The organism is Geomonas agri (assembly GCF_020179605.1).
GTDB lineage: Bacteria > Desulfobacterota > Desulfuromonadia > Geobacterales > Geobacteraceae > Geomonas > Geomonas agri.
This window is the reverse complement of the sequence record NZ_JAINZO010000001.1, coordinates 657,550-675,139: the sequence shown is the minus strand read 5'-3', so window position 1 is coordinate 675,139 and position 17,590 is coordinate 657,550. Positions and strand designations below refer to the sequence as shown.

The window sequence follows — 17,590 nt, the reverse complement described above, 5'->3', positions numbered from 1 at the left end:
TTCGTAACGTACAAAGAGCCAGGGAGGGTACCGATGCTTGCAAGACTGAAATCGGACATTAAGGCGGTGTTTGACAGGGATCCGGCAGCAAGAAGCGTGCTGGAGGTGATCTTCTGTTATCCCGGCCTGCACGCGCTCTGGTTCCACCGGGTCGCACACTGGCTTTGGAAGCACGAGCTCTTTTTCCTGGGGCGCTTCACCTCCCACCTCGGCCGCTTCTTCACCGGCATCGAGATTCACCCCGGCGCCACCATCGGCAAGGGCTTCTTCATCGACCACGGCATGGGTGTGGTCATCGGGGAGACCGCCGAGATCGGCGACAACGTTACCCTGTACCACGGGGTCACCCTGGGTGGGGTCAGTTGGGAGAAGGTGAAGCGCCACCCTACCCTGATGGACAACGTGGTCATCGGCTCGGGTGCCAAGATCCTCGGGCCCTTCACCGTGGGCAAGGACAGCAAGGTCGGCTCCAACTCCGTCGTGGTCAAGGAAGTCCCTCCCAACTCGACCGTGGTCGGCATCCCGGGACGCGTCGTGATGGCGACGGAGAAACCGCAGGACCGCCCGGACCTCGAACACGGCAAGATGCCGGACCCGGAAGCGAAGGCGATCTCCTGCCTGTTCGACCAGATCAGGGAATTGGAGAGAAAGTACGCCGCCCTCGCTGCCGAGCACGAGGCACTTAAAAAGAAAATCGGGTAAAAACCGTTAACAGGGATAAAAGGGATACAAAGGATAAAACCAAACAAAAGATTTTGCCCCCAAGCCTTGGGTGTTTCAGATCTTTTCTTTGCGCCTCCACGCCTTTGCGTTAAGAAAGATTTTGTCTTTATTTCCTTTCATCCCTTTCATCCCTTTTATCCCTTTTATCCCTGTTAATAACGCTTTTAGGGGTCGTTTTACCGCATGAAAAGAATCGCCATTACCACCCTTGGCTGCAAGATCAACCAGTTCGAATCCGCCGCCATGACCGAAGCCTTGCAGCAGGACGGCTACAGCTTCGTCCCCTTCTCGGAAAGCGCCGACATCTACGTCATCAACAGCTGCACCGTCACGGCCAAAACCGATGCAGAGTCCCGCCGCCTCATCAGACGCGCCACCCGGATGAACCCGGAGGCACGCGTGGTGATCACCGGCTGCTACGCCCAGATGGCGGGCGACGAACTGCTGAAGCTCCCGGGGGTAAACCTCATCCTGGGCAACAGTGAGAAGAAGGACATTGTCGGGTTCATCAAAGGTCTGGGGGATGCACCACAGGCAGTGGTGAGCGACATCTCGCAGCAGCGTTCGGGAGAGAGAACGCCGCTGGAGAGTTTCGCGGAACATACCCGCGCTTTCCTGCAGGTACAAAATGGCTGCGACGCGCGTTGCGCCTACTGCATCGTGCCCTACGCTCGCGGGGCCAGCAGGAGCGTCGCGCCCCAGGAGGCGCTGGACGGCATGGCAGCCTTCGCCGCCAAGGGATTCCAGGAGATCGTCCTGACCGGCATCCACTTGGGCGCCTACGGCCTCGACCTCGAGCCCGCCACCGACCTGCTCGGCCTGATGCGCCTGGCGGAGGACCAGGGGGTGGTACGTCGGCTGCGGATAGGCTCGGTGGAACCGACCGAGGTCCCCGCCGAGATGATCGAGTTCATGGCTGGATCGAAGATGGTCTGCCCCCACCTGCACCTGCCGCTGCAAAGCGGCTCCGACGGCGTCCTGGCCCGCATGAACCGCGGCTACGACACCACACTGTTCCGCTCCGTCGTAGAGGCACTGGTTGCTGCCATGCCCGACGTCAGCATCGGTTCCGACGTCATCGCGGGGTTCCCCGGCGAGACTGAGGAGGAGTTCCAGGAGACGCTCTCCTTCATCGAGTCGCTCCCCTTGGCCTACTTGCACGTGTTCCCCTTCTCCCAGCGTCCCGGAACTCCGGCCGCGACCATGGCAGCCCAGGTCCAGCCACGTGTGATCAAGGAACGGGCCGAGGCGCTGCGCCTCCTGTCGGAAAAGAAAAAGGCGGAGTACGCGGCACGATTCGTCGGCCGGGAACTGCAGGTACTGGTGCAAAAGGACGAGGGTGGACGCAAAGGGTTATCGAGGAACTACCTTCCGGTGCTGATCGAGGAGTGTGAGGATTTGGTCAACCATGAGGTCACCGTGTTGATCACCGGCACGCGCGGCGGGGAATTGACCGGTAGACTGGCAGCGCGTTAGACGGCAAACGTCACCGTAGCGCCCCGCCCCACTTCAGCTTCTATCTTTACCTTGCCGCCGTGGCGGCTGACGATCCGCTTCACAATGGCAAGTCCGATGCCGCGCCCGGGGAACTCGTCCTGGCCGTGCATCCGCTGGAACGGCGAGAACAGTTTGTCCGAGTAGGCCATATCGAACCCCGCCCCGTTGTCCCGGACGGCGAAGGCACAATGCCCATCCCACTCGGTTGGAAACATCTCCACCACGGCCTGCGCCTGGTGCTGGGTAAATTTCCAGGAATTCCCGAGCAGGTGCTCCAGCACCACCTTCAACAGGCGCGCATCTCCCCGCGTCACCATTCCCTCAGCAACGCGAACATCGACCTTGCGCTCGGGCTGCGAACGGGCCAGTTGCCCTACGACCTCGCGGGTCAGCGCGCTCAGGTCCACGTCTTCCCTGGCCAGTTTTCCCCTGACGCTACGGGACAGCTCCAGGATTGCATCCAGCATGTCGGCCATGCGGCGGCTGGAGCGCCTGATCCTTTCCAGGTAGTCGTTCCCTATGGTGTTGAGTTTGGCGGCGTACTCCTCGGTAAGGGCCTGGCTGAAACCCTCGAGGTGTCGTAATGGGGCCCGCAGATCATGGGAAACGGAGTAGCTGAACATTTCCAGGTCCCGGTTGGCCGATTCCAGTTGAGAGGTCCGCTCCACCACCCTGCGCTCCAACTCGCCGTTCAATCTCAGCAGGCTCTCGTTTTCCTCGGTCAGTTCCCTGACCTTCTCTTCCAGCCGGGTAGCCACCACCTGGCTGTAATCCCTGAGAAACTCCTCCTCGTGCATGGCGTGCGACTGCGCGTCGCGTTCGCTCGCCAGTTCAGCCGCCAAAAGCCGCCCCACCGCGTCCCACAACTCATCGGGACGCATCGGTTTCTCAAGGAAGGCCGTGGCCCCCAGGGCGGCCGCGAGTTCAGCCTCTCTGCTGCCGGTGTAGATCGCCGAGTAGAATATAAAGGGAATCTTGCGTAAATCTTCGAATTTCTGGAGTTCGTGGAGGAATCGAAAGCCATCCATGACCGGCATGAGGCAGTCGGAGATGATGAGGTCGGGGGCTTCGGCCGCGGCTACCTCGAGCCCCTGCTTGCCGTTAGCGGCCTCAACGACATGGCAGCCATGCCACTCGAAGTTGTAGCGGATGACCTTGCGATCGTTTCTGGAATCGTCGACGACCAGGACCTTCATCCTCCCCCCCGTTGACGGCTGCAGCAAATGCCTAAGAGGATACCAATGAGGGAGGAGGTTTGCAACGAACAGGAAAGCAGGGTCCGCAAAAGCAGGAAACCGAAAAACGATTAACAGGGATAAACGGGATAAAAGGCATCTGGCTTAACCAGACGTGGACCCGTTTCCAGATTACTCTGTGCCTTTGCGCCTTCGCGTTAAAACCTGGATTTTATGACTTTATCCCTTTTATCCCTGTTAAATAGGTTTTATTCCCCCTGCAACTGGGCCAGCAGGTCCGATACCCGCCGCACGTCTTCGAGGTCGCGGAACTCGCGGTAACCGTCGACACCGTCGGCGTCGAGGCCGCGGTAGAAACGCGGACGCTTGGATTTCAGACCGGCAAGAAGTTTTCCAGTGGCGTAATCGACCGTTTCGGTGTCGCGCGCAACGAACTTGAGCTGAAGGACGATGCTGTAGCCAAGCTGGAACAGCCGCTTCAGCTCCTCTTCTGCCAGAAGCTGCGCCGCTTTGCTATCATCACCCGGCGCCAACGTCTCTAGCGCGATGTTGAGATAGCCGCAGACCCTGTGCATTACCCCGAACATGGACTCGGGCTCGTGGAAAGCCTGCCCCTCGGCCACCAGGGCGCAGTTGACCAGGTAGTTCAGCTCCTGTGACGCGGTCTCGGAATTGGACCGCGCCAAGGCGCGGGACAGCAGGGTGCCCTCGTCGGCAAAGACCGGCATCAGCTGTCCCCCCTCCCCCGCCGAGGCCAGTTCTTTGCCCCCTTGGAGTTCGAAACGGTCGGGGTGGATGCGGGCATAGATCGACAGCGCCTCATCCAGCGGCGGGAAGCCAAGGTCCTGCAGCCTGCCGGTGCGGAAGCGCTGGCATTGCTCCTCGAGCTCCAGGTCCACGTCCCCTTTCACACCTTCCATGAGTGCGGTGTACAGCCCGTTATCCAGTTTGACCAGCATGGAAAGGAACGCCCCGACCAGCTGGCTGTGTTTGGGGTTCTTGAACTTGATCATGAACACGTCGTCGAAGGTGTGGTCGTAGTCGGCCAGGCGCTCATCGTCGTTCCCCTGGTCGCCGATGCCCCCGCCGACGATGATCTCGCGGCTCAACAGCAGTTGCAGCAGCTCGAAGTCGAGGTGCTTGAGCAGCTCATGAATCCGCGCCTCGCCCCCCTCTATGAAGTAGGTGAGCCAATGGCAAGCCTGGTCTTCGGAGAAGGTCCAGCCATCCCAAAGCTCCATATCCATGATAAATACGCACTGATCCGCGGAAGCCAGCTGCAGCAGATCCACGGAATCCGCCTCACCCACCTCTTTCATGAGCCAGAAGAATTCCTGTGGCTGCAGACCGGCGGCAAGCCTCCTGGCCTCGGGGTCGGCAACGATCAGGTCCATCTTTTCCTTGCCGGACACCGCCCTCAGGTAATCCTTTTTCTGTTGAAGAGAAAGCGCCCGAAAGTCGCGCTCCGAAAGTTTTACTACAGCTGCCTGCTTGTTTTCTGCCATTACACTCCCTTTGAAACCGTTCTTAACAGGGACACAAGGGATAAAGGGGATACATCAATGTCCCTGGTTCACCCCGCACCCTGTACCTGTAATATGTTTTCTCGGTCAATGCGCCTTTGCGTTAACAACCGTCTTTTATTTTTATCCCTTTTATCCCTTTTATCCCTTTTATCCCCTTTATCCCTGTTAAATGCTTTACAGGATGCCTTTCCGCATGGCCTTCTTGTAGCCGCAGCTTCGGTGCAGCCACTTGAGTTCCTTGACCAATTCCGGCGTGAGTTGGACGCATTCGGGGAAGATCTTGAAACGCTTCTTGTAGATCTTGCAGCGCCTGGTAGTGATGTCGAGGTAGCGACAGGGGGTCGAGGTGAACATGATCCTGCCGTCTTCATCCTCCAGCTTCTCAAAACAGCAAAGGCCACATTGCTCGCAAAGGGCCTCCCACTGCTGCTGGTCCATTTCGGGTTCCGGTGACATTTCCCCTACTCCTCGCCAGCCCCCAGCGGCACCACCAAGCTGTTCCCCTTGCTGTTGGAAAACCGGACGCTGTCTTCATAGATCTGCTCGATCTTGTAGCCGTTCACGACGTTGCCCTGGCGCAACGGACTACCGTTCACCATGGCGAAGCTCGACTCGCTGCTGTTTTGCCAGGCGATACCGGTAACGCGGATATCAGGCCTGGACTTCTGCTGAGCCACCGGGGCCACGACAGGAGTCGATGCAGCAACTACCGGTGCCGGGTGCACGGAAGCCGATTGAGCAGCGACAGGCACCTTGGCGGCAACAGAGGGCTGAGCCAGTTGCTTCGCCGCGACCTTCGCCGGGACCTGGGCTTGAGTAGCTGCCTTGGCAGCCGCCTGGGTGATAGGCTTGACAACCGGGTGCACCGCCTGTTTGGTCGCGACGGCCGGAGCCGCCGGTTTAGCCACAACCTGGGCAGCCGCGGCGTCAGGCCGCGCCGAATTAACGGGGGCGACGGATGCGGCTGCCGGAGCGGCAGTCCTTTGTTCGGCAATGACCTCCTTGGCCTCCAGGTGGACCGCCGGTGCCGCATTGGTGGGAGCGGCAGCCACCGGGGTGGAAGTCGACACTGTTTCGGTGCCCTTCGGCGCGACCTGTGCGGCCGGGTGGGTGAAGCCGCCCATGATGGCGTAGGTCGCCAAGGTGGCGATGGCCGCTCCACCAAGGGTGCAGGCCGGGATCATCCACGTGGCGCGACGCCCCCTGGCTTTAGGGAGCCCAGCGGTGCCAGCGGGGCGGCGGGAACGCTGGGACTCGTCCACTTTCTCCAATGCTTTCAGTATCGAACTCATAGGGGCCTCGAATAGTAAATTGCGATCAGCTGCGCCAGCGCGGCAGCCCCCCGGTCAGGCGCCGCAACACCTGCGCTGCCAGGCCATAGGGCGACCGTCCACCAACCTCGGCGACAGCCTGTGCCGCCATCGGGCCGGTGATGGTCCTTGCCTCCTCGGTGAACCCGATCAGGAGCGCCCGGTCGCAAACGACGTTTACCAGCCGCGGTACCCCACCTGAGAACCGATAGATCTGTTTCATCGCAGATTTAGAGAACTCGGCGGCCCGGTAACACCCCGCCAGCTCCATGCGGTGATCGATGTAGGACTGGGTGCTGTCGAAATCCATAGGCAGCAGATGGTAACGCACCGTAATGCGCTGGTCCAACTGGCGCAGCTCCTTGCGGCCGAGGACCGACAGCAGTTCCGGTTGACCTGAGAGGACGATCTGGAGCAGCTTGTCGGTTTCCGTTTCCAGGTTCGAGATCAGGCGGATCTGTTCCAGCACCTCGACGGGGAGGTTCTGCGCCTCGTCCATCACCAGCACCACGCTGCGCCCTGCCTGCTTCTGCTCTAACAGGAAGGTGTTCAGCACCTGCAACAGTTCCACCCTGCTCTCCGACTCCCAGAGCAACCCGAACTCGCGGTTCACGCTCTTCAAAAGCTCCAGGTCCGAGAGGCATGGGTTGAAGATGAGGGCGGTGCGGTGCCCCTCCTGGTCCAGACGGTTCAGGAAGGTGCGCAGCAGCGTAGTCTTGCCGGTGCCCACCTCGCCGGTCAACTCCACGAAGCCGGCCCGGTTGTTCACCGCATAGAGCAGGTGCGCGTACGCCTCCCGGTGTCGCTCGCTCATGAACAGAAAGCGGGGATTGGGAGTGATGGTGAAGGGGCTTTCCCTGAAGCCATAAAACTCACAGTACATCGCAGGCATGTGGGTCCTTTTGACGGTAGCCGTTATCGAGGGAGAGAATATAGCGCGAATCTGGCGGGAAATAAAGGGGAAAGGGTAATATGAGGCTGCGACATCCAGCGTCTCGCCGGCTTTCCAGGCTCTGCTACTCCTCCCTCTCCATCACACGATAGGCGCCGGTATGCACCTCGGTATCGGCTCTGTGGGCGGAAAGATCGACAGCTATTTTGTCCACTTTTACATCAAGGTTGTCCACCTTTGTCTCAAGGTTATCCACCTTTGTCTCAAGGTTATCCACCTTTTTCTCAAGTCCATCCACCCTTTTACCCAACGTTTCGATTTTGAATTCTACGAGGTCGAAGCGCTCATCGGTCTTATGGCTGAGTTCACGGATCTCGCTGCGAAGCACCTCATGTCCTTCCAACACGAGATCGAACTTTCTGTTCATGTCTTCCAGCAGCACCTCAAGGTTGTCTTTTTTCATGGCGGCCTCAGTAGTAGAACTTTCTGAGAAAATTGCAGCGGGTGCGATTATCCCACACCTCTGAAGCCAGCACAAGGGTTACCCTCCTTGCCGAGGTAAGCTAACGGCAAGAGTCGTCGGCAATTTTTTTACGACTTGCATTCCTTCTTAATGGTGGGAGACTTCCGGCGTTGGATTAGTTAAAACCAATACAAAGGAGACGTGCACATGGGCAAAAAACCGAAGGTCAAACGCAGCTTGGGCCGTCTAAACGACGCCAGCCTGAGCGCACAAGGGAAGGTAATCGTAACCTCGATGACGAACAACCCCTTTTTTAAGGAACCCTACCCGGAAGGTGTGACCCCCCTTGTGCAAGTAAAGGACACACTGGGAAGGTTCGACAATTCCTGCCTCGAAGCACGTAGCGGTGCGAGGCAGAGCGTCGCACTGCGTAAGAGTCTGCGCGCCCAGTTCATAGTTGAGCTCAATGAACTGGGTGACTTCGTCGACCTCATCGCCAAAGGCAACGTCGAAATCCTCACATCTTCCGGCTTTGATTACACCAAGGAGTCCACGTCGGCCCAGGTAAAACATCTGCCGACTTATCCAAGCGTGATTATGTCTCAAGGGATAAAGCGAGGCGCGGTTATCGCCAAGGCCAAGAAGGTTGCTCGCGCCGCGAGTTGCGAGGTCCACACCACGACGGGCGATCCTACGGTGGAAGGAAATTGGAAGCATGCCGCAGTATTCGGCCAGTTCAAAAACATGGAGGTGGAGGGCTTGACCCCGGGTCAGCAGTATGCATTCAGGATGAGGTGGATCATGCCCGAAGGTCCAGGTCCCTGGACCCCGCCCCTCTTCTTCATGCCCACCTAACACCCCGCCGAAACGCCCGCGTCAGCGGGCGTTTCCACTATCACACCGGCAGTTCCCCTTAGCGTCACCTGATCCCAGCCCTATCCAATCTGCAAAACAGTTCCACGCACTGCTTTTGGGGCCTTGCCGGTCAACTTCCCACCTCTGCAAGCTGACTTCGTACCGATGCAAGCAGACAACGGTCCTTTGTAAGCCGACTTTAGTCCTTTGGGACGTGAAAAAAGGCCGGCAGCGCTCTACCTTCCCTTGGTTTGGGAAGAGCAGTGCGTATCCGGCACGTTTTTTGACCAAAACAGCCAATATATCGTTGAGAAGACGTGAACATGGCGCAAAGGAAGCTGCTTTTCTGCCAAAAGCAACGCGCAAAGGTCCTTTGCAAGCATGCAGAGCTAGAAAAGCAGTCAGCGGAGCATTAATACCTGTAGGAAAGTTCGGCGCGGACCAACTGGTTCATCTGCGTTTCGCCGGCGCGCAGGTCGTAGTTGTGGATCCACTCCTGCCCGTAGAGCAGCAGGGCGTTCCACTCTTTGGAGAACGGGAAGGTCCAGGAAGCACGGAGGGCATTCTTGCGCTCGATGGATTGCATCACGCCCGCCGGGTCGAAGCTGCCGGTGGCATCGACTGTCATCCGGCCGTAGTCGCCGCGCCTGGTGTGGAAGGCCTCCAGCGCCAGGTTGTTGCGAACCGAAAACCAGTGGCTGTAGCGCAGGAAGAAGTCCTGGGTCGCCCCCCCCTGCGAATGGCCGATGGGCATGTTATACCTCAGATACCCTTCCGGGAAGGTGCTGTTGGTGTAGAGGATACGGTGGCCGCGGAAATACTCGAAGCGGAGGTCGTCCTGTCCGCTTTGGGTGAGCCGTGGGATGTAGAAGCCGGCAACATAGCTCTCGACGATGGGCCAGAACGCGGCTGAGTCCTCGCCCGAGAGTTCACCGTACAGTTCAGTGTTACGCAGCCAGGGCAAACGATAGCGCAGATCGAAGCCAGCGATGGTGTTGGAGTTGTCGTCGCCGGTGCCGCCAACCATGCCGCGTACGGTAGCGCCAACGCTGTTGTCGACGCCGGGGCCGCCCACTTGGCGCCCCAAGTTGATGCCGAACTCTAGGTTATCGAGCGGCTTCATGGCCAGTTTGCCTGCGAAGAAGAAAGGCTGGCGCTCCTGACCGTTGGTCACCGTCTTCTCGAGTCGGGAGAAAATGAGGGAATACTTGAGGTCCCACAGGTATTTTGTTTTCACCAGTTCCGGGCTGGAAAGCTTGATGATATCGAAGTTTTTGGCGTTGTTGGTGAGGGTGATTGCACCACGGTAGCCCGGTCCCAGCCAGTTTTCGTCGCGCCCCACCTCCAACTCGAGCCCCTTGCCTCCCAACTTTGCATACCCTTTATTCAAGCGCAGGGTCGCCTCCTCGCCCTCTTCCGACCACATGAGCATCGGTTCGATTGCTGCTGATGCGATCGAACCGAAGTACAATCCGCCGCTGCCGCGCAGGTCAAGGTTGGAGCCACTGTGGTAGACCATGCCATCGTTGTTTTCAAAAAGCGGGGTGCCTTCAGAACCGCGTTGCTGGACCGGATTCGGGTACGGAGTGGCGGGTCTGAGGCCGCTACCGATACCGAAGACACCATCATTGCCGGGATCATGGACGGCGCGGAAGTAGCTTCTGGGGGCACCATCAAGGTAGACGTAGCGAATGCGGGCAGTCTGGAGAGGCTCGAAATCGAAAGTAGGTGCGACATCTTCTCGGCCGTAGTAGGAGAGTTCGCGCGGCAGCAGGTCCCTCAGGCGGTCGAGGAGTTCTTCGGCCAAGGGGGGCGTCGCTGTAGTGGCGCTGCGGGCCTCGGCCTCCTTGACCAGTCGGGCAGCCTCCGCCCTGGAGAAGGGACGGATCCCTTTTACGTCCGACGAAATCAGACCGAAGCCCGACAGCTTTTCAAGGTATGAGTAAATGGGGCTTTCAAGCGGAATATTCGGTGAGGAAAGCGCAAAGGCAGAAGAAGAGAACACAACTACAACAAAGAAAACGGCAATAAAAAGTCGCATACAATCCTATGTCACGCAAAGCCGCAAAGACGCAAAGTACAGCGTGAAACTTGCTGTTACAGGTGATTCACAACTCTGGTGATTCCGTCCTTGATTAAGTTATCTCCGAAGTTTATCAACAACCCGAGCTTCATATTCGACAATCTAAGGTAGGTTAGAAGCTGTTTTTTGTGAACAGGTATCACTTTTTCTACAGACTTCAGCTCCACAATGACTTTTTTGTCAACAATCAGATCAGCGCGGTAGCCTTCGTCTAACACAAGGGACTCGTACACTACGGGAAGAGCTTGTTGACGAGAAACCATTAGCTTTCTTTGTTGCAGTTCATATGCAAGCACGGTTTCATAGGCTGACTCCAGCAACCCAGGTCCCAGCGTCTTATGGACTTTATAAGAGGCGTCAACGATCACGGAGGCAATCTCGTTCTCATTCATTGGATACCTCCTCTCGTAAAGACGTTAATACAATAATCAATCCGTCTTATTATTTCAGTGCCACCTGTTTTGTGTCCCCAATTACTCCTTTCGATTACCGTCTCTTTTTGCGCCTTTGCGGCTTTGCGTGAGACGCTTTACTTATGCGGTTAAGCCGCCGTTCCCTCACTGGTGCCGGCGACGCGAAGGTTTCGGACGAATGAGAGCTTCTGGGGCGGGAACAGGTCGGGCCTGACCCGCTGGAACGCAAAGGGTGGAGCCACGTCGAACTGGTAGCGCGGCACAAACTCAGGGACGATACTCCTGAGCGAGGCCAGCACCGCTCCCAGGTCGTAAGCCTTGGCATAATTGAAGAGCTGCTCCAACTCGGCCGTGACCTTCTTGAGATCGGTCTCCACCGGTGCCATGACCCTGATTTTCTTGTGGGTGGTCGCCTTGATCCCCTCTCCGTCGATCAACAGTTCCTCGAACAGCTTTTCGCCGGGCTTCAAACCGGTGAACCGGATCTCGATCTCCTTGTGCGGGATGAAACCGGAGAGCCTGATCAGTTCCTCGGCCAGCGAAAGTATGCGGACCGGTTCACCCATGTCCAGCACGAAGATCTCCCCACCGTGCCCGATACACCCGGCCTGCATCACCAACTGCGATGCTTCCGGTATGGTCATGAAGTAGCGCACCACATCCTTGTCGGTCACCGTCACCGGACCGCCGTTGCGGATCTGTTCCTTGAAGAGCGGGATGACGCTGCCGTTGCTGCCGAGGACGTTGCCGAAACGGACCGTGGTGAACTTGGTGTGGCTTTTCGCCGCCAGCGCCTGCACGTAGATCTCGGCGCTCCTCTTGGTGGCTCCCATGACATTGGTAGGGTTAACCGCCTTGTCGGTTGAGACCATGACGAAATTGCGCACCTTGAACTTGTGGGCCGCATCTGCAACCACCTTGGTACCCATGACGTTGTTAAGGACCGCCTCGGCCGGGTTGTACTCCATCATGGCGACGTGCTTGTACGCCGCAGCATGGAACACGACTTCGGGGCCGAATTCATCAAAAACCGTCTCGACCCGGTCCTGGTTCTTCACATCCCCCACCATCGGGATGATGCGCAAATCCGGGAATGAGGCGGCGAGTTCCTTTTCGATGTAGAAGAGCGGGGTCTCGGCGTGGTCGAAGAGTACCAGCTTGGCTGGTTTGAACAGGGCAATCTGGCGACAGATCTCGCTACCGATGCTGCCTGCGGCGCCGGTCACCAGCACCCTCTTGTCCGTCAGGTAGTTGCGGATCGCCGTCTGGTCCAGCACCACCGGGTCACGTCCCAGGAGGTCCTCGATCTCCACGTCCTTGATCTGGCTCATGGAGAACTTCCCGTCGATAATGTCGGTGATCCCAGGCAAGGTCTTGAAACGGGCCTTGGCCCTTTCGCAGTTGCTGATCACGCGGCGCATCAGTTCCGGCCCGCCGGAGGGGATGGCGAAGATGACCTCCTCGATGCTATATTTGCGCACAAGCGCACACAGCCGGTTCGTCCCGCCGATAACACGCACGCCGGAGAGTCGCAACCCGTTTTTCTCCGGGTCGTCATCCACGAAACCGATGACATTGTAAGTTGAGTCGGCCTGTTTGCGGATCTCCTTGAGCAGGAGATTGCCCGCTTCGCCCGCACCGATGATAAGAGTCCTCTTCCCCTTGTGCAAACAAGGTACCAGTTTGGTCTCACGGTAGATGCGCCAGAGCAACCGGCTGGTGGCAACCATGGAAAAGAGCAAAAACCAGTCCAGAAAGTATATGGATCGGGGCAGCCCAAAAGGACCTTTCATGAAAACCAATGCGAGTGCGGAAAGCACAGAAGAAAGGGTAACAACCCTAAAGATCTCATAACCATCTTGGAGCGAGGCATAGCGCCATATGCTACGATACATCCCGGACGCCGTGAACATGATCGGTTTGACTGCAAGGATAAGCATCAGTCCTTGCAACAAGTTGTTAAGTTGATCAGAGGGAATTTGAAAGTCGAAACGAAGCAGAAAGGAGAGTGCGAAAGCACCGGCAATAAGCACCACGTCGAGGCAGAAAACCAAGATTCTTCTAGTGCGAAACATGTCCCCCCCACAGCGTCAAAACAATGAGATTAAGCAAAAACTGGATACCGTGCCCATTAAGACAAACAGAAAGTGACTATAACACCGTGCCCACAAAAAGCAAACTCTAATCTTAATATTCTCTGAGAGATATGACCTATCCTACCAACCATAGCACCCTCCAATTGCCCCGGCATCAACCAAGGCTACAAAATCTAGACTATCGGCGGCGGGATGCCCCCATCTGTTTGTGGGTCAATGAGTAACCCCTTCGCTCTTCAGCACTTTGAAAAAAGTCTGCCAGATTATGTACAAATCCAAAAATAGGGACTGGTTTTTCAGGTAGTATGCGTCAAGTTCGACCTTCAGAGGGATGGGGAGCTCGTCTCTGCCATTTATCTGGGCCCAACCAGTGAGCCCGGGCATAAGCAGGTGCACCCCGTTCACAGTTCTCAGAGCGATCAGATCCTCTTGGTTAAAAAGCGCGGGACGCGGCCCAACAAAACTCATATAACCAGTAAGGATGGTGAACAATTGAGGAAGTTCGTCAAGGCTAGATTTGCGCAGTCCCCGCCCGATCGGTGTCATGAACCTTTCCGGAGATGTGAGCAGGTGAGTGGCCACAGCAGGAGTATCAACCCTCATTGTTCTAAACTTTGGCATCTCGAACAAAATATTATTCTTGCCAACTCGCTTGGACCAGTACAACACTGGCCCGGGCGAAGTAACCTTCACAAGTACGCATATAACAAGCATAGGAATGCTAAACAGAAATGCCAGCAGCAACGCAAAAATAAAGTCTAATGTTCTCTTCATCACAACTCCTAGCAAGTTTACATTAATTCCCACAACTATATTATCGAAAGTCTCTGATGGAAGTCAGTCAAAGGACAGTTTAGTGCAGAGCGCGCCCCACCTAGCGTTGAGCGGGAGTAAGGGTACGGAACTAATAGTTGAATCTTGAGGAGTATGGCACGATTAAAACGTCAAAAGCAGAAGGATCATGTATCTTGTTTAAAAAAATTTGTGAATCCGTAGACAGACTTTCATCCCATGTAAGTAATTTAAAACTTGCATCTCTTGACAGAACGTATTTCTTCAAAGTAGGCCAAACTCTGATATCAAAACTCAGGCATTTTGCCTTCATCTGCCTAGCAGCCCCCAGTATTTGTTCGGCCTCATCATAGCACGCCCCCTCCCCCCCAGTTTTCAAACAGTCTTTAAAATCGGTTGGTACATAATAAGAGGTTCTCCAGCCAGCTTTAGAAATTTTGCTAATGCTAGGGTGTGATGCAGTGGGGCCGATCTCGAGAATGACTCTTGGCAATAGCGTATAAAGCGAATCCAGACGGTTCAACTCCCTGAACGCGGCAGTAGTAGTGTCTGGAGTAGAATTTTTCCAATCTAGCCAAAACTTAAGCTGCGGTTTATCTACAGTGGCTCTGACAAGATCTTCCAGAAGTAACCCGTGACGTTTGGCTGGGGGGTGATACACGTAGAACCGACCTTCATCTTTATCATAAACTATGTCTAACTCGATCCCAGCAAAATACTGCTTGGCCTCCAATGCTTTTCCGATAGAGTCAACACGGTGCGCATAGATTTTTTGGTATAAAAGAGGTTTTGACTGAATATCTTTCATGTTGAGCCTGACACGTTCCAAGACATCCTTAGCATCATTACGTCCTAATTCATCGTAGAATATAGGGCTCTCTTTATCTGTTTTTGGGTTTACAATTCTGCTGGGGCAAAAATACTGATTATTTGCAATTGAGAGCTTTTCGTTTAAGATAGATGGAGCATCAATACTTAATAAATCTGCAATCAATTCAAACACATAACTATTTAAAAATGGTTTATTTTGATTCTTCTGTAACGCAGAATATTGGTTCTTATGTTTCTTTCTCGCCGCACTATTAAAGTAAATCAAAAACGGAATCTCAATATGACGAGCAGAATGCATAGCCATGTTATGCCCACTGCCCTCCTCAGGGGCCTCCCCATGGTCAGGCAAAAAGAAAACCACTGTTGGCTTAGTTTTGGCTTTAGCAACCTCTATGGCATTTGCAATGACGGTGTCAGTGAAACGGATCGCAGAATCATATGATCTTACATCAGGACTAAAATCATGAGAGTTACCGAAGAATGGGGTGCCTAGCGTCATTCCGGATACTGAAGTCGCAAAGCTAGTAGGGATTAGTTTTAAATAAGGCCAATGTGAGGCGTGCAATTGCCAGACAAGTAAGCGCGGCCCCTTATCCGCTAGGTTCCAGTACTGAAAAATGTTTGCGGCATTGCGTTCATCTCGAGTTAGCGAAGAAGAGCCACCGTCTTCACCTACCCTCGTCATATCGAATAGTGATTCCGGAGCAAAACGAGGCTGAGCTGAAAACCATTTCCCCTTCACTCCGGCCTTTTTCAGTAGAGAAAAAAGAGAAATCGACGGAGCAGCGATGTCTGTGCTGGCGTCACTAGGTATCTCCCGATACATCATGTTCATCAACACTGGGATAGTGTGTGAGTGCACTGAAATAGCGTCAGTGAATAAAAGTAAATCCTTGCGTACCGCCTTGAGACGTGGGTTGGTATTACCTGGATACCCATATAGGCTCCAATGCCAACGGCTGCTTGACTCACCAAGGATGAAGACGACATCAGTGTCATTGGTACTGCTTTGATGGATTTCTCCAAAATACTGGAGGGGCATGGAAGCCATCTCGTTTCTGAGTTGAACCTTAGCAAAAGCCTTTTTGACTGTTGTTGCTCTTTTGTGCAGTGGTGGCAGCGCAAGAATCAAGCCTAAAGAAATGCCAGTTGCAATCACTCCCCAATGTAACAGGAGGTGGCAAGTCCTTTCACTATCCAGATGCTTGTCAGTGCGCCAGATAATGCCTGTGATAAATAAACAAGAAAGGACAGCTTTCTTTGACAGGTTTGCCCATAAAAAATAAAAAGACTCGTTCAAATTTGTCGCAATGACAGCCTCTACAGCGTCAATAGATATTTCACCATACAGCCGTTCATAGCTACTATATTCCGCAATTGAAAAAGCAGTAATAGCTATAATAAAATAGCCAAGCCAGTTGTTGCTCCTTCTCAAAATTAATAATGAAAAAAATAAAAATGATATTGCTAGCCCGTACATCTCAGGTAAAAATAAAGTCAGGTTACAGATAAAAGCTGCAACCAGAAGGGTTGCTACATCAACCAATTTGGAATTCATATGAGTGGTTGAATAGAAGGTTACAACACTTGTAAAAGCACAGAGAGCAAAGCCAACCATCAAAATCATCGTCGGATGAGTAAACTCATACAACCTAACTCCATATAACCATACTACTAGGTAGCACACAGAGGTCGTAAAAATAAGCCAATTAACAAAAACAGATAAACCGCGGTGATTTATTTTGCCGTCCTCCTTAGAGGTATCCATAAGAGTCCTTTTAAGTAAACAAGGGCGAATGCGACATAGCAGAACTATGCAAGGGTGCTTCTATCTCAAAACCTAACCTAGCAGCATTTGCATATTAGGCTCGTTGCATATGACTTTTGAACCACGTGGCTGTTTCCCCCAACCCCTGATCCATGGTATAAGGAGGATCCCATCCCAAGTCCTCCCTGATTTTCAAACAGTCCACCGTCAAGGATCCAGTGAGACGGGCAACTTGAGCATTTTGTCCAGTCATCCTGCCTAGTAAATGTAGGCAAGACAGGGGAAAAGGAACCAAATGTGAATTTACCCCCAGTGCAGCGGCAATGCGCCGTATTAGCTCCGGTGTCGAAACGTCTTCCCCATCACTGACTAGATAGGTCCTGCCGGCTGCCGTTGGGTGGTTGATACAACTAACAAGCGAGTCAACCAAATTCTCTACGTAGATAAAGCTTCGTTTGTTCTGAATCGAAGCCAAGGGCAGAGGAAGCTGCTTGGACACGGCTTTCATGATACTGAGGAAATTAGCCCTTACACCTGGGCCATACACAAGAGTTGGCCTGACGACAACCACATCAAGATCAGTGCGCGCTTCAAGCTGCCGAAGCTGCTGTTCAGCTTCATATTTACTGACTCCATACGGATCGGAGGGCTGCGGTGTGGAGTCCTCCGTGTATGGCTCAATTGATTCCTCGCCGTTGACCTTTATGGAACTTACGAAAACGAAGCGCTTTACTCCAGCCTTAACGGCTTCCGTAGCCAGTCGCATTGTGCCAACAGTGTTGACGTTTCTAAATTCGGCCAGAGGTTCAAGTAAAGGATCATTCATGATATGCACTCGAGCTGCCAAGTGAACAATGGTGTCTATATCTTTCGTTGCTATTGACCAACAGGTCTCCGCACCCAAAGGTTCAACTAACACCGGTTCGACCCCTTTGGCTAGAATTGCTGGATTTTCGGACGCCATAACAGTCCCCCGAACATATCCCGATTGGGCAACCAACCTCTCACATAGATATCGGCCAACAAAACCAGTTGCACCTGTGACTAGAATTCGATTCATTAGCCGTCGAGCTCCTCATGCAAGAATTGTACAGTACAGCTGTTCAGAAACTTAAAACAGGTTTACCCCGAGCCGCGACGGCTGA

At 54.5% G+C, this 17,590-nt stretch carries 15 protein-coding genes; 3 read left to right on the top strand and 12 right to left on the bottom strand.

The genetic code is table 11. The features are described 5' to 3' along the window. Positions 1–33: 33 nt before the first annotated feature. Both cysE and mtaB read left to right on the top strand, forming a co-directional pair. A complete protein-coding gene (gene cysE / locus K7R21_RS02955; RefSeq protein ID WP_224981807.1) occupies positions 34–702 on the top strand; it encodes a serine O-acetyltransferase in 669 nt (222 codons plus the stop codon). A 204-nt stretch (positions 703–906) separates the two neighbouring features. Further along, positions 907–2,199 carry a tRNA (N(6)-L-threonylcarbamoyladenosine(37)-C(2))-methylthiotransferase MtaB gene (gene mtaB, locus K7R21_RS02950; protein ID WP_224981806.1) on the top strand — a complete coding sequence of 431 codons (1,293 nt, stop codon included), beginning with the start codon at positions 907–909 and terminating at the stop codon, positions 2,197–2,199. Here the strand turns inward: mtaB and K7R21_RS02945 are convergent. From K7R21_RS02945 to K7R21_RS02920, 6 genes are all read right to left on the bottom strand, one after another. Further along, positions 2,196–3,416 (bottom strand): hybrid sensor histidine kinase/response regulator, encoded by a 1,221-nt coding sequence (locus K7R21_RS02945; protein ID WP_224981805.1) that lies wholly within the window; start codon positions 3,414–3,416, stop codon positions 2,196–2,198. The genes mtaB and K7R21_RS02945 overlap by 4 nt on opposite strands. A gap of 248 nt (positions 3,417–3,664) precedes the next feature. Further along, positions 3,665–4,921 carry a DUF6178 family protein gene (locus K7R21_RS02940; RefSeq protein ID WP_224981804.1) on the bottom strand — a complete coding sequence of 419 codons (1,257 nt, stop codon included), beginning with the start codon at positions 4,919–4,921 and terminating at the stop codon, positions 3,665–3,667. 195 nt (positions 4,922–5,116) lie between these two features. Then, positions 5,117–5,398, bottom strand: a complete 282-nt coding sequence (locus K7R21_RS02935; RefSeq protein ID WP_224981803.1) for a YcgN family cysteine cluster protein — start codon at positions 5,396–5,398, stop codon at positions 5,117–5,119. 5 nt (positions 5,399–5,403) lie between these two features. After that, positions 5,404–6,234 carry a hypothetical protein gene (locus K7R21_RS02930; protein WP_224981802.1) on the bottom strand — a complete coding sequence of 277 codons (831 nt, stop codon included), beginning with the start codon at positions 6,232–6,234 and terminating at the stop codon, positions 5,404–5,406. A 25-nt stretch (positions 6,235–6,259) separates the two neighbouring features. After that, a complete protein-coding gene (locus tag K7R21_RS02925; RefSeq protein WP_224981801.1) occupies positions 6,260–7,144 on the bottom strand; it encodes an ExeA family protein in 885 nt (294 codons plus the stop codon). Positions 7,145–7,268: 124 nt separating this feature from the next. After that, positions 7,269–7,607, bottom strand: coding sequence for a hypothetical protein (locus K7R21_RS02920; protein ID WP_224981800.1), 339 nt, complete (start codon positions 7,605–7,607; stop codon positions 7,269–7,271). Between the two features lie 207 nt (positions 7,608–7,814). On the opposite strand from K7R21_RS02920, the gene K7R21_RS02915 reads away from it, so the two are divergent. Then, the gene (locus tag K7R21_RS02915) at positions 7,815–8,462 is read left to right on the top strand and encodes a hypothetical protein (RefSeq protein ID WP_224981799.1); all 648 of its coding nucleotides are present in this window, start codon (positions 7,815–7,817) and stop codon (positions 8,460–8,462) included. Between the two features lie 412 nt (positions 8,463–8,874). Here the strand turns inward: K7R21_RS02915 and K7R21_RS02910 are convergent, their stop codons facing one another. The 6 genes from K7R21_RS02910 to K7R21_RS02885 form a co-directional block, all read right to left on the bottom strand. Beyond that, complete coding sequence (locus tag K7R21_RS02910) at positions 8,875–10,503, bottom strand: capsule assembly Wzi family protein (protein ID WP_224981798.1); 1,629 nt, start codon at positions 10,501–10,503, stop codon at positions 8,875–8,877. A 56-nt stretch (positions 10,504–10,559) separates the two neighbouring features. Next, positions 10,560–10,937: a GxxExxY protein gene (locus K7R21_RS02905; RefSeq protein WP_224981797.1), complete on the bottom strand. Its 378-nt coding sequence runs from the start codon at positions 10,935–10,937 to the stop codon at positions 10,560–10,562. A 149-nt stretch (positions 10,938–11,086) separates the two neighbouring features. Next, positions 11,087–13,033 carry a polysaccharide biosynthesis protein gene (locus K7R21_RS02900; RefSeq protein WP_224981796.1) on the bottom strand — a complete coding sequence of 649 codons (1,947 nt, stop codon included), beginning with the start codon at positions 13,031–13,033 and terminating at the stop codon, positions 11,087–11,089. Between the two features lie 234 nt (positions 13,034–13,267). Beyond that, complete coding sequence (locus K7R21_RS02895) at positions 13,268–13,828, bottom strand: sugar transferase (protein WP_224981795.1); 561 nt, start codon at positions 13,826–13,828, stop codon at positions 13,268–13,270. A 130-nt stretch (positions 13,829–13,958) separates the two neighbouring features. Beyond that, positions 13,959–16,445: a phosphoethanolamine transferase gene (locus K7R21_RS02890; protein ID WP_224981794.1), complete on the bottom strand. Its 2,487-nt coding sequence runs from the start codon at positions 16,443–16,445 to the stop codon at positions 13,959–13,961. A 94-nt stretch (positions 16,446–16,539) separates the two neighbouring features. After that, a complete protein-coding gene (locus tag K7R21_RS02885) occupies positions 16,540–17,505 on the bottom strand; it encodes a UDP-glucose 4-epimerase family protein (protein ID WP_224981793.1) in 966 nt (321 codons plus the stop codon). Between the last annotated feature and the right edge of the window lie 85 nt (positions 17,506–17,590).

Coding starts and splice junctions, on each gene's coding strand:
- cysE (WP_224981807.1), top strand. CDS start 34: ATGCTTGCAAGACTGAAATCGGACATTAAGGCGGTGTTTGACAGGGAT.
- K7R21_RS02910 (WP_224981798.1), bottom strand. CDS start 10,503: ATGCGACTTTTTATTGCCGTTTTCTTTGTTGTAGTTGTGTTCTCTTCT.
- K7R21_RS02915 (WP_224981799.1), top strand. CDS start 7,815: ATGGGCAAAAAACCGAAGGTCAAACGCAGCTTGGGCCGTCTAAACGAC.
- K7R21_RS02885 (WP_224981793.1), bottom strand. CDS start 17,505: ATGAATCGAATTCTAGTCACAGGTGCAACTGGTTTTGTTGGCCGATAT.
- K7R21_RS02905 (WP_224981797.1), bottom strand. CDS start 10,937: ATGAATGAGAACGAGATTGCCTCCGTGATCGTTGACGCCTCTTATAAA.
- K7R21_RS02945 (WP_224981805.1), bottom strand. CDS start 3,416: ATGAAGGTCCTGGTCGTCGACGATTCCAGAAACGATCGCAAGGTCATC.
- K7R21_RS02930 (WP_224981802.1), bottom strand. CDS start 6,234: ATGAGTTCGATACTGAAAGCATTGGAGAAAGTGGACGAGTCCCAGCGT.
- K7R21_RS02920 (WP_224981800.1), bottom strand. CDS start 7,607: ATGAAAAAAGACAACCTTGAGGTGCTGCTGGAAGACATGAACAGAAAG.
- mtaB (WP_224981806.1), top strand. CDS start 907: ATGAAAAGAATCGCCATTACCACCCTTGGCTGCAAGATCAACCAGTTC.
- K7R21_RS02890 (WP_224981794.1), bottom strand. CDS start 16,445: ATGGATACCTCTAAGGAGGACGGCAAAATAAATCACCGCGGTTTATCT.
- K7R21_RS02895 (WP_224981795.1), bottom strand. CDS start 13,828: ATGAAGAGAACATTAGACTTTATTTTTGCGTTGCTGCTGGCATTTCTG.
- K7R21_RS02940 (WP_224981804.1), bottom strand. CDS start 4,921: ATGGCAGAAAACAAGCAGGCAGCTGTAGTAAAACTTTCGGAGCGCGAC.
- K7R21_RS02900 (WP_224981796.1), bottom strand. CDS start 13,033: ATGTTTCGCACTAGAAGAATCTTGGTTTTCTGCCTCGACGTGGTGCTT.
- K7R21_RS02935 (WP_224981803.1), bottom strand. CDS start 5,398: ATGTCACCGGAACCCGAAATGGACCAGCAGCAGTGGGAGGCCCTTTGC.
- K7R21_RS02925 (WP_224981801.1), bottom strand. CDS start 7,144: ATGCCTGCGATGTACTGTGAGTTTTATGGCTTCAGGGAAAGCCCCTTC.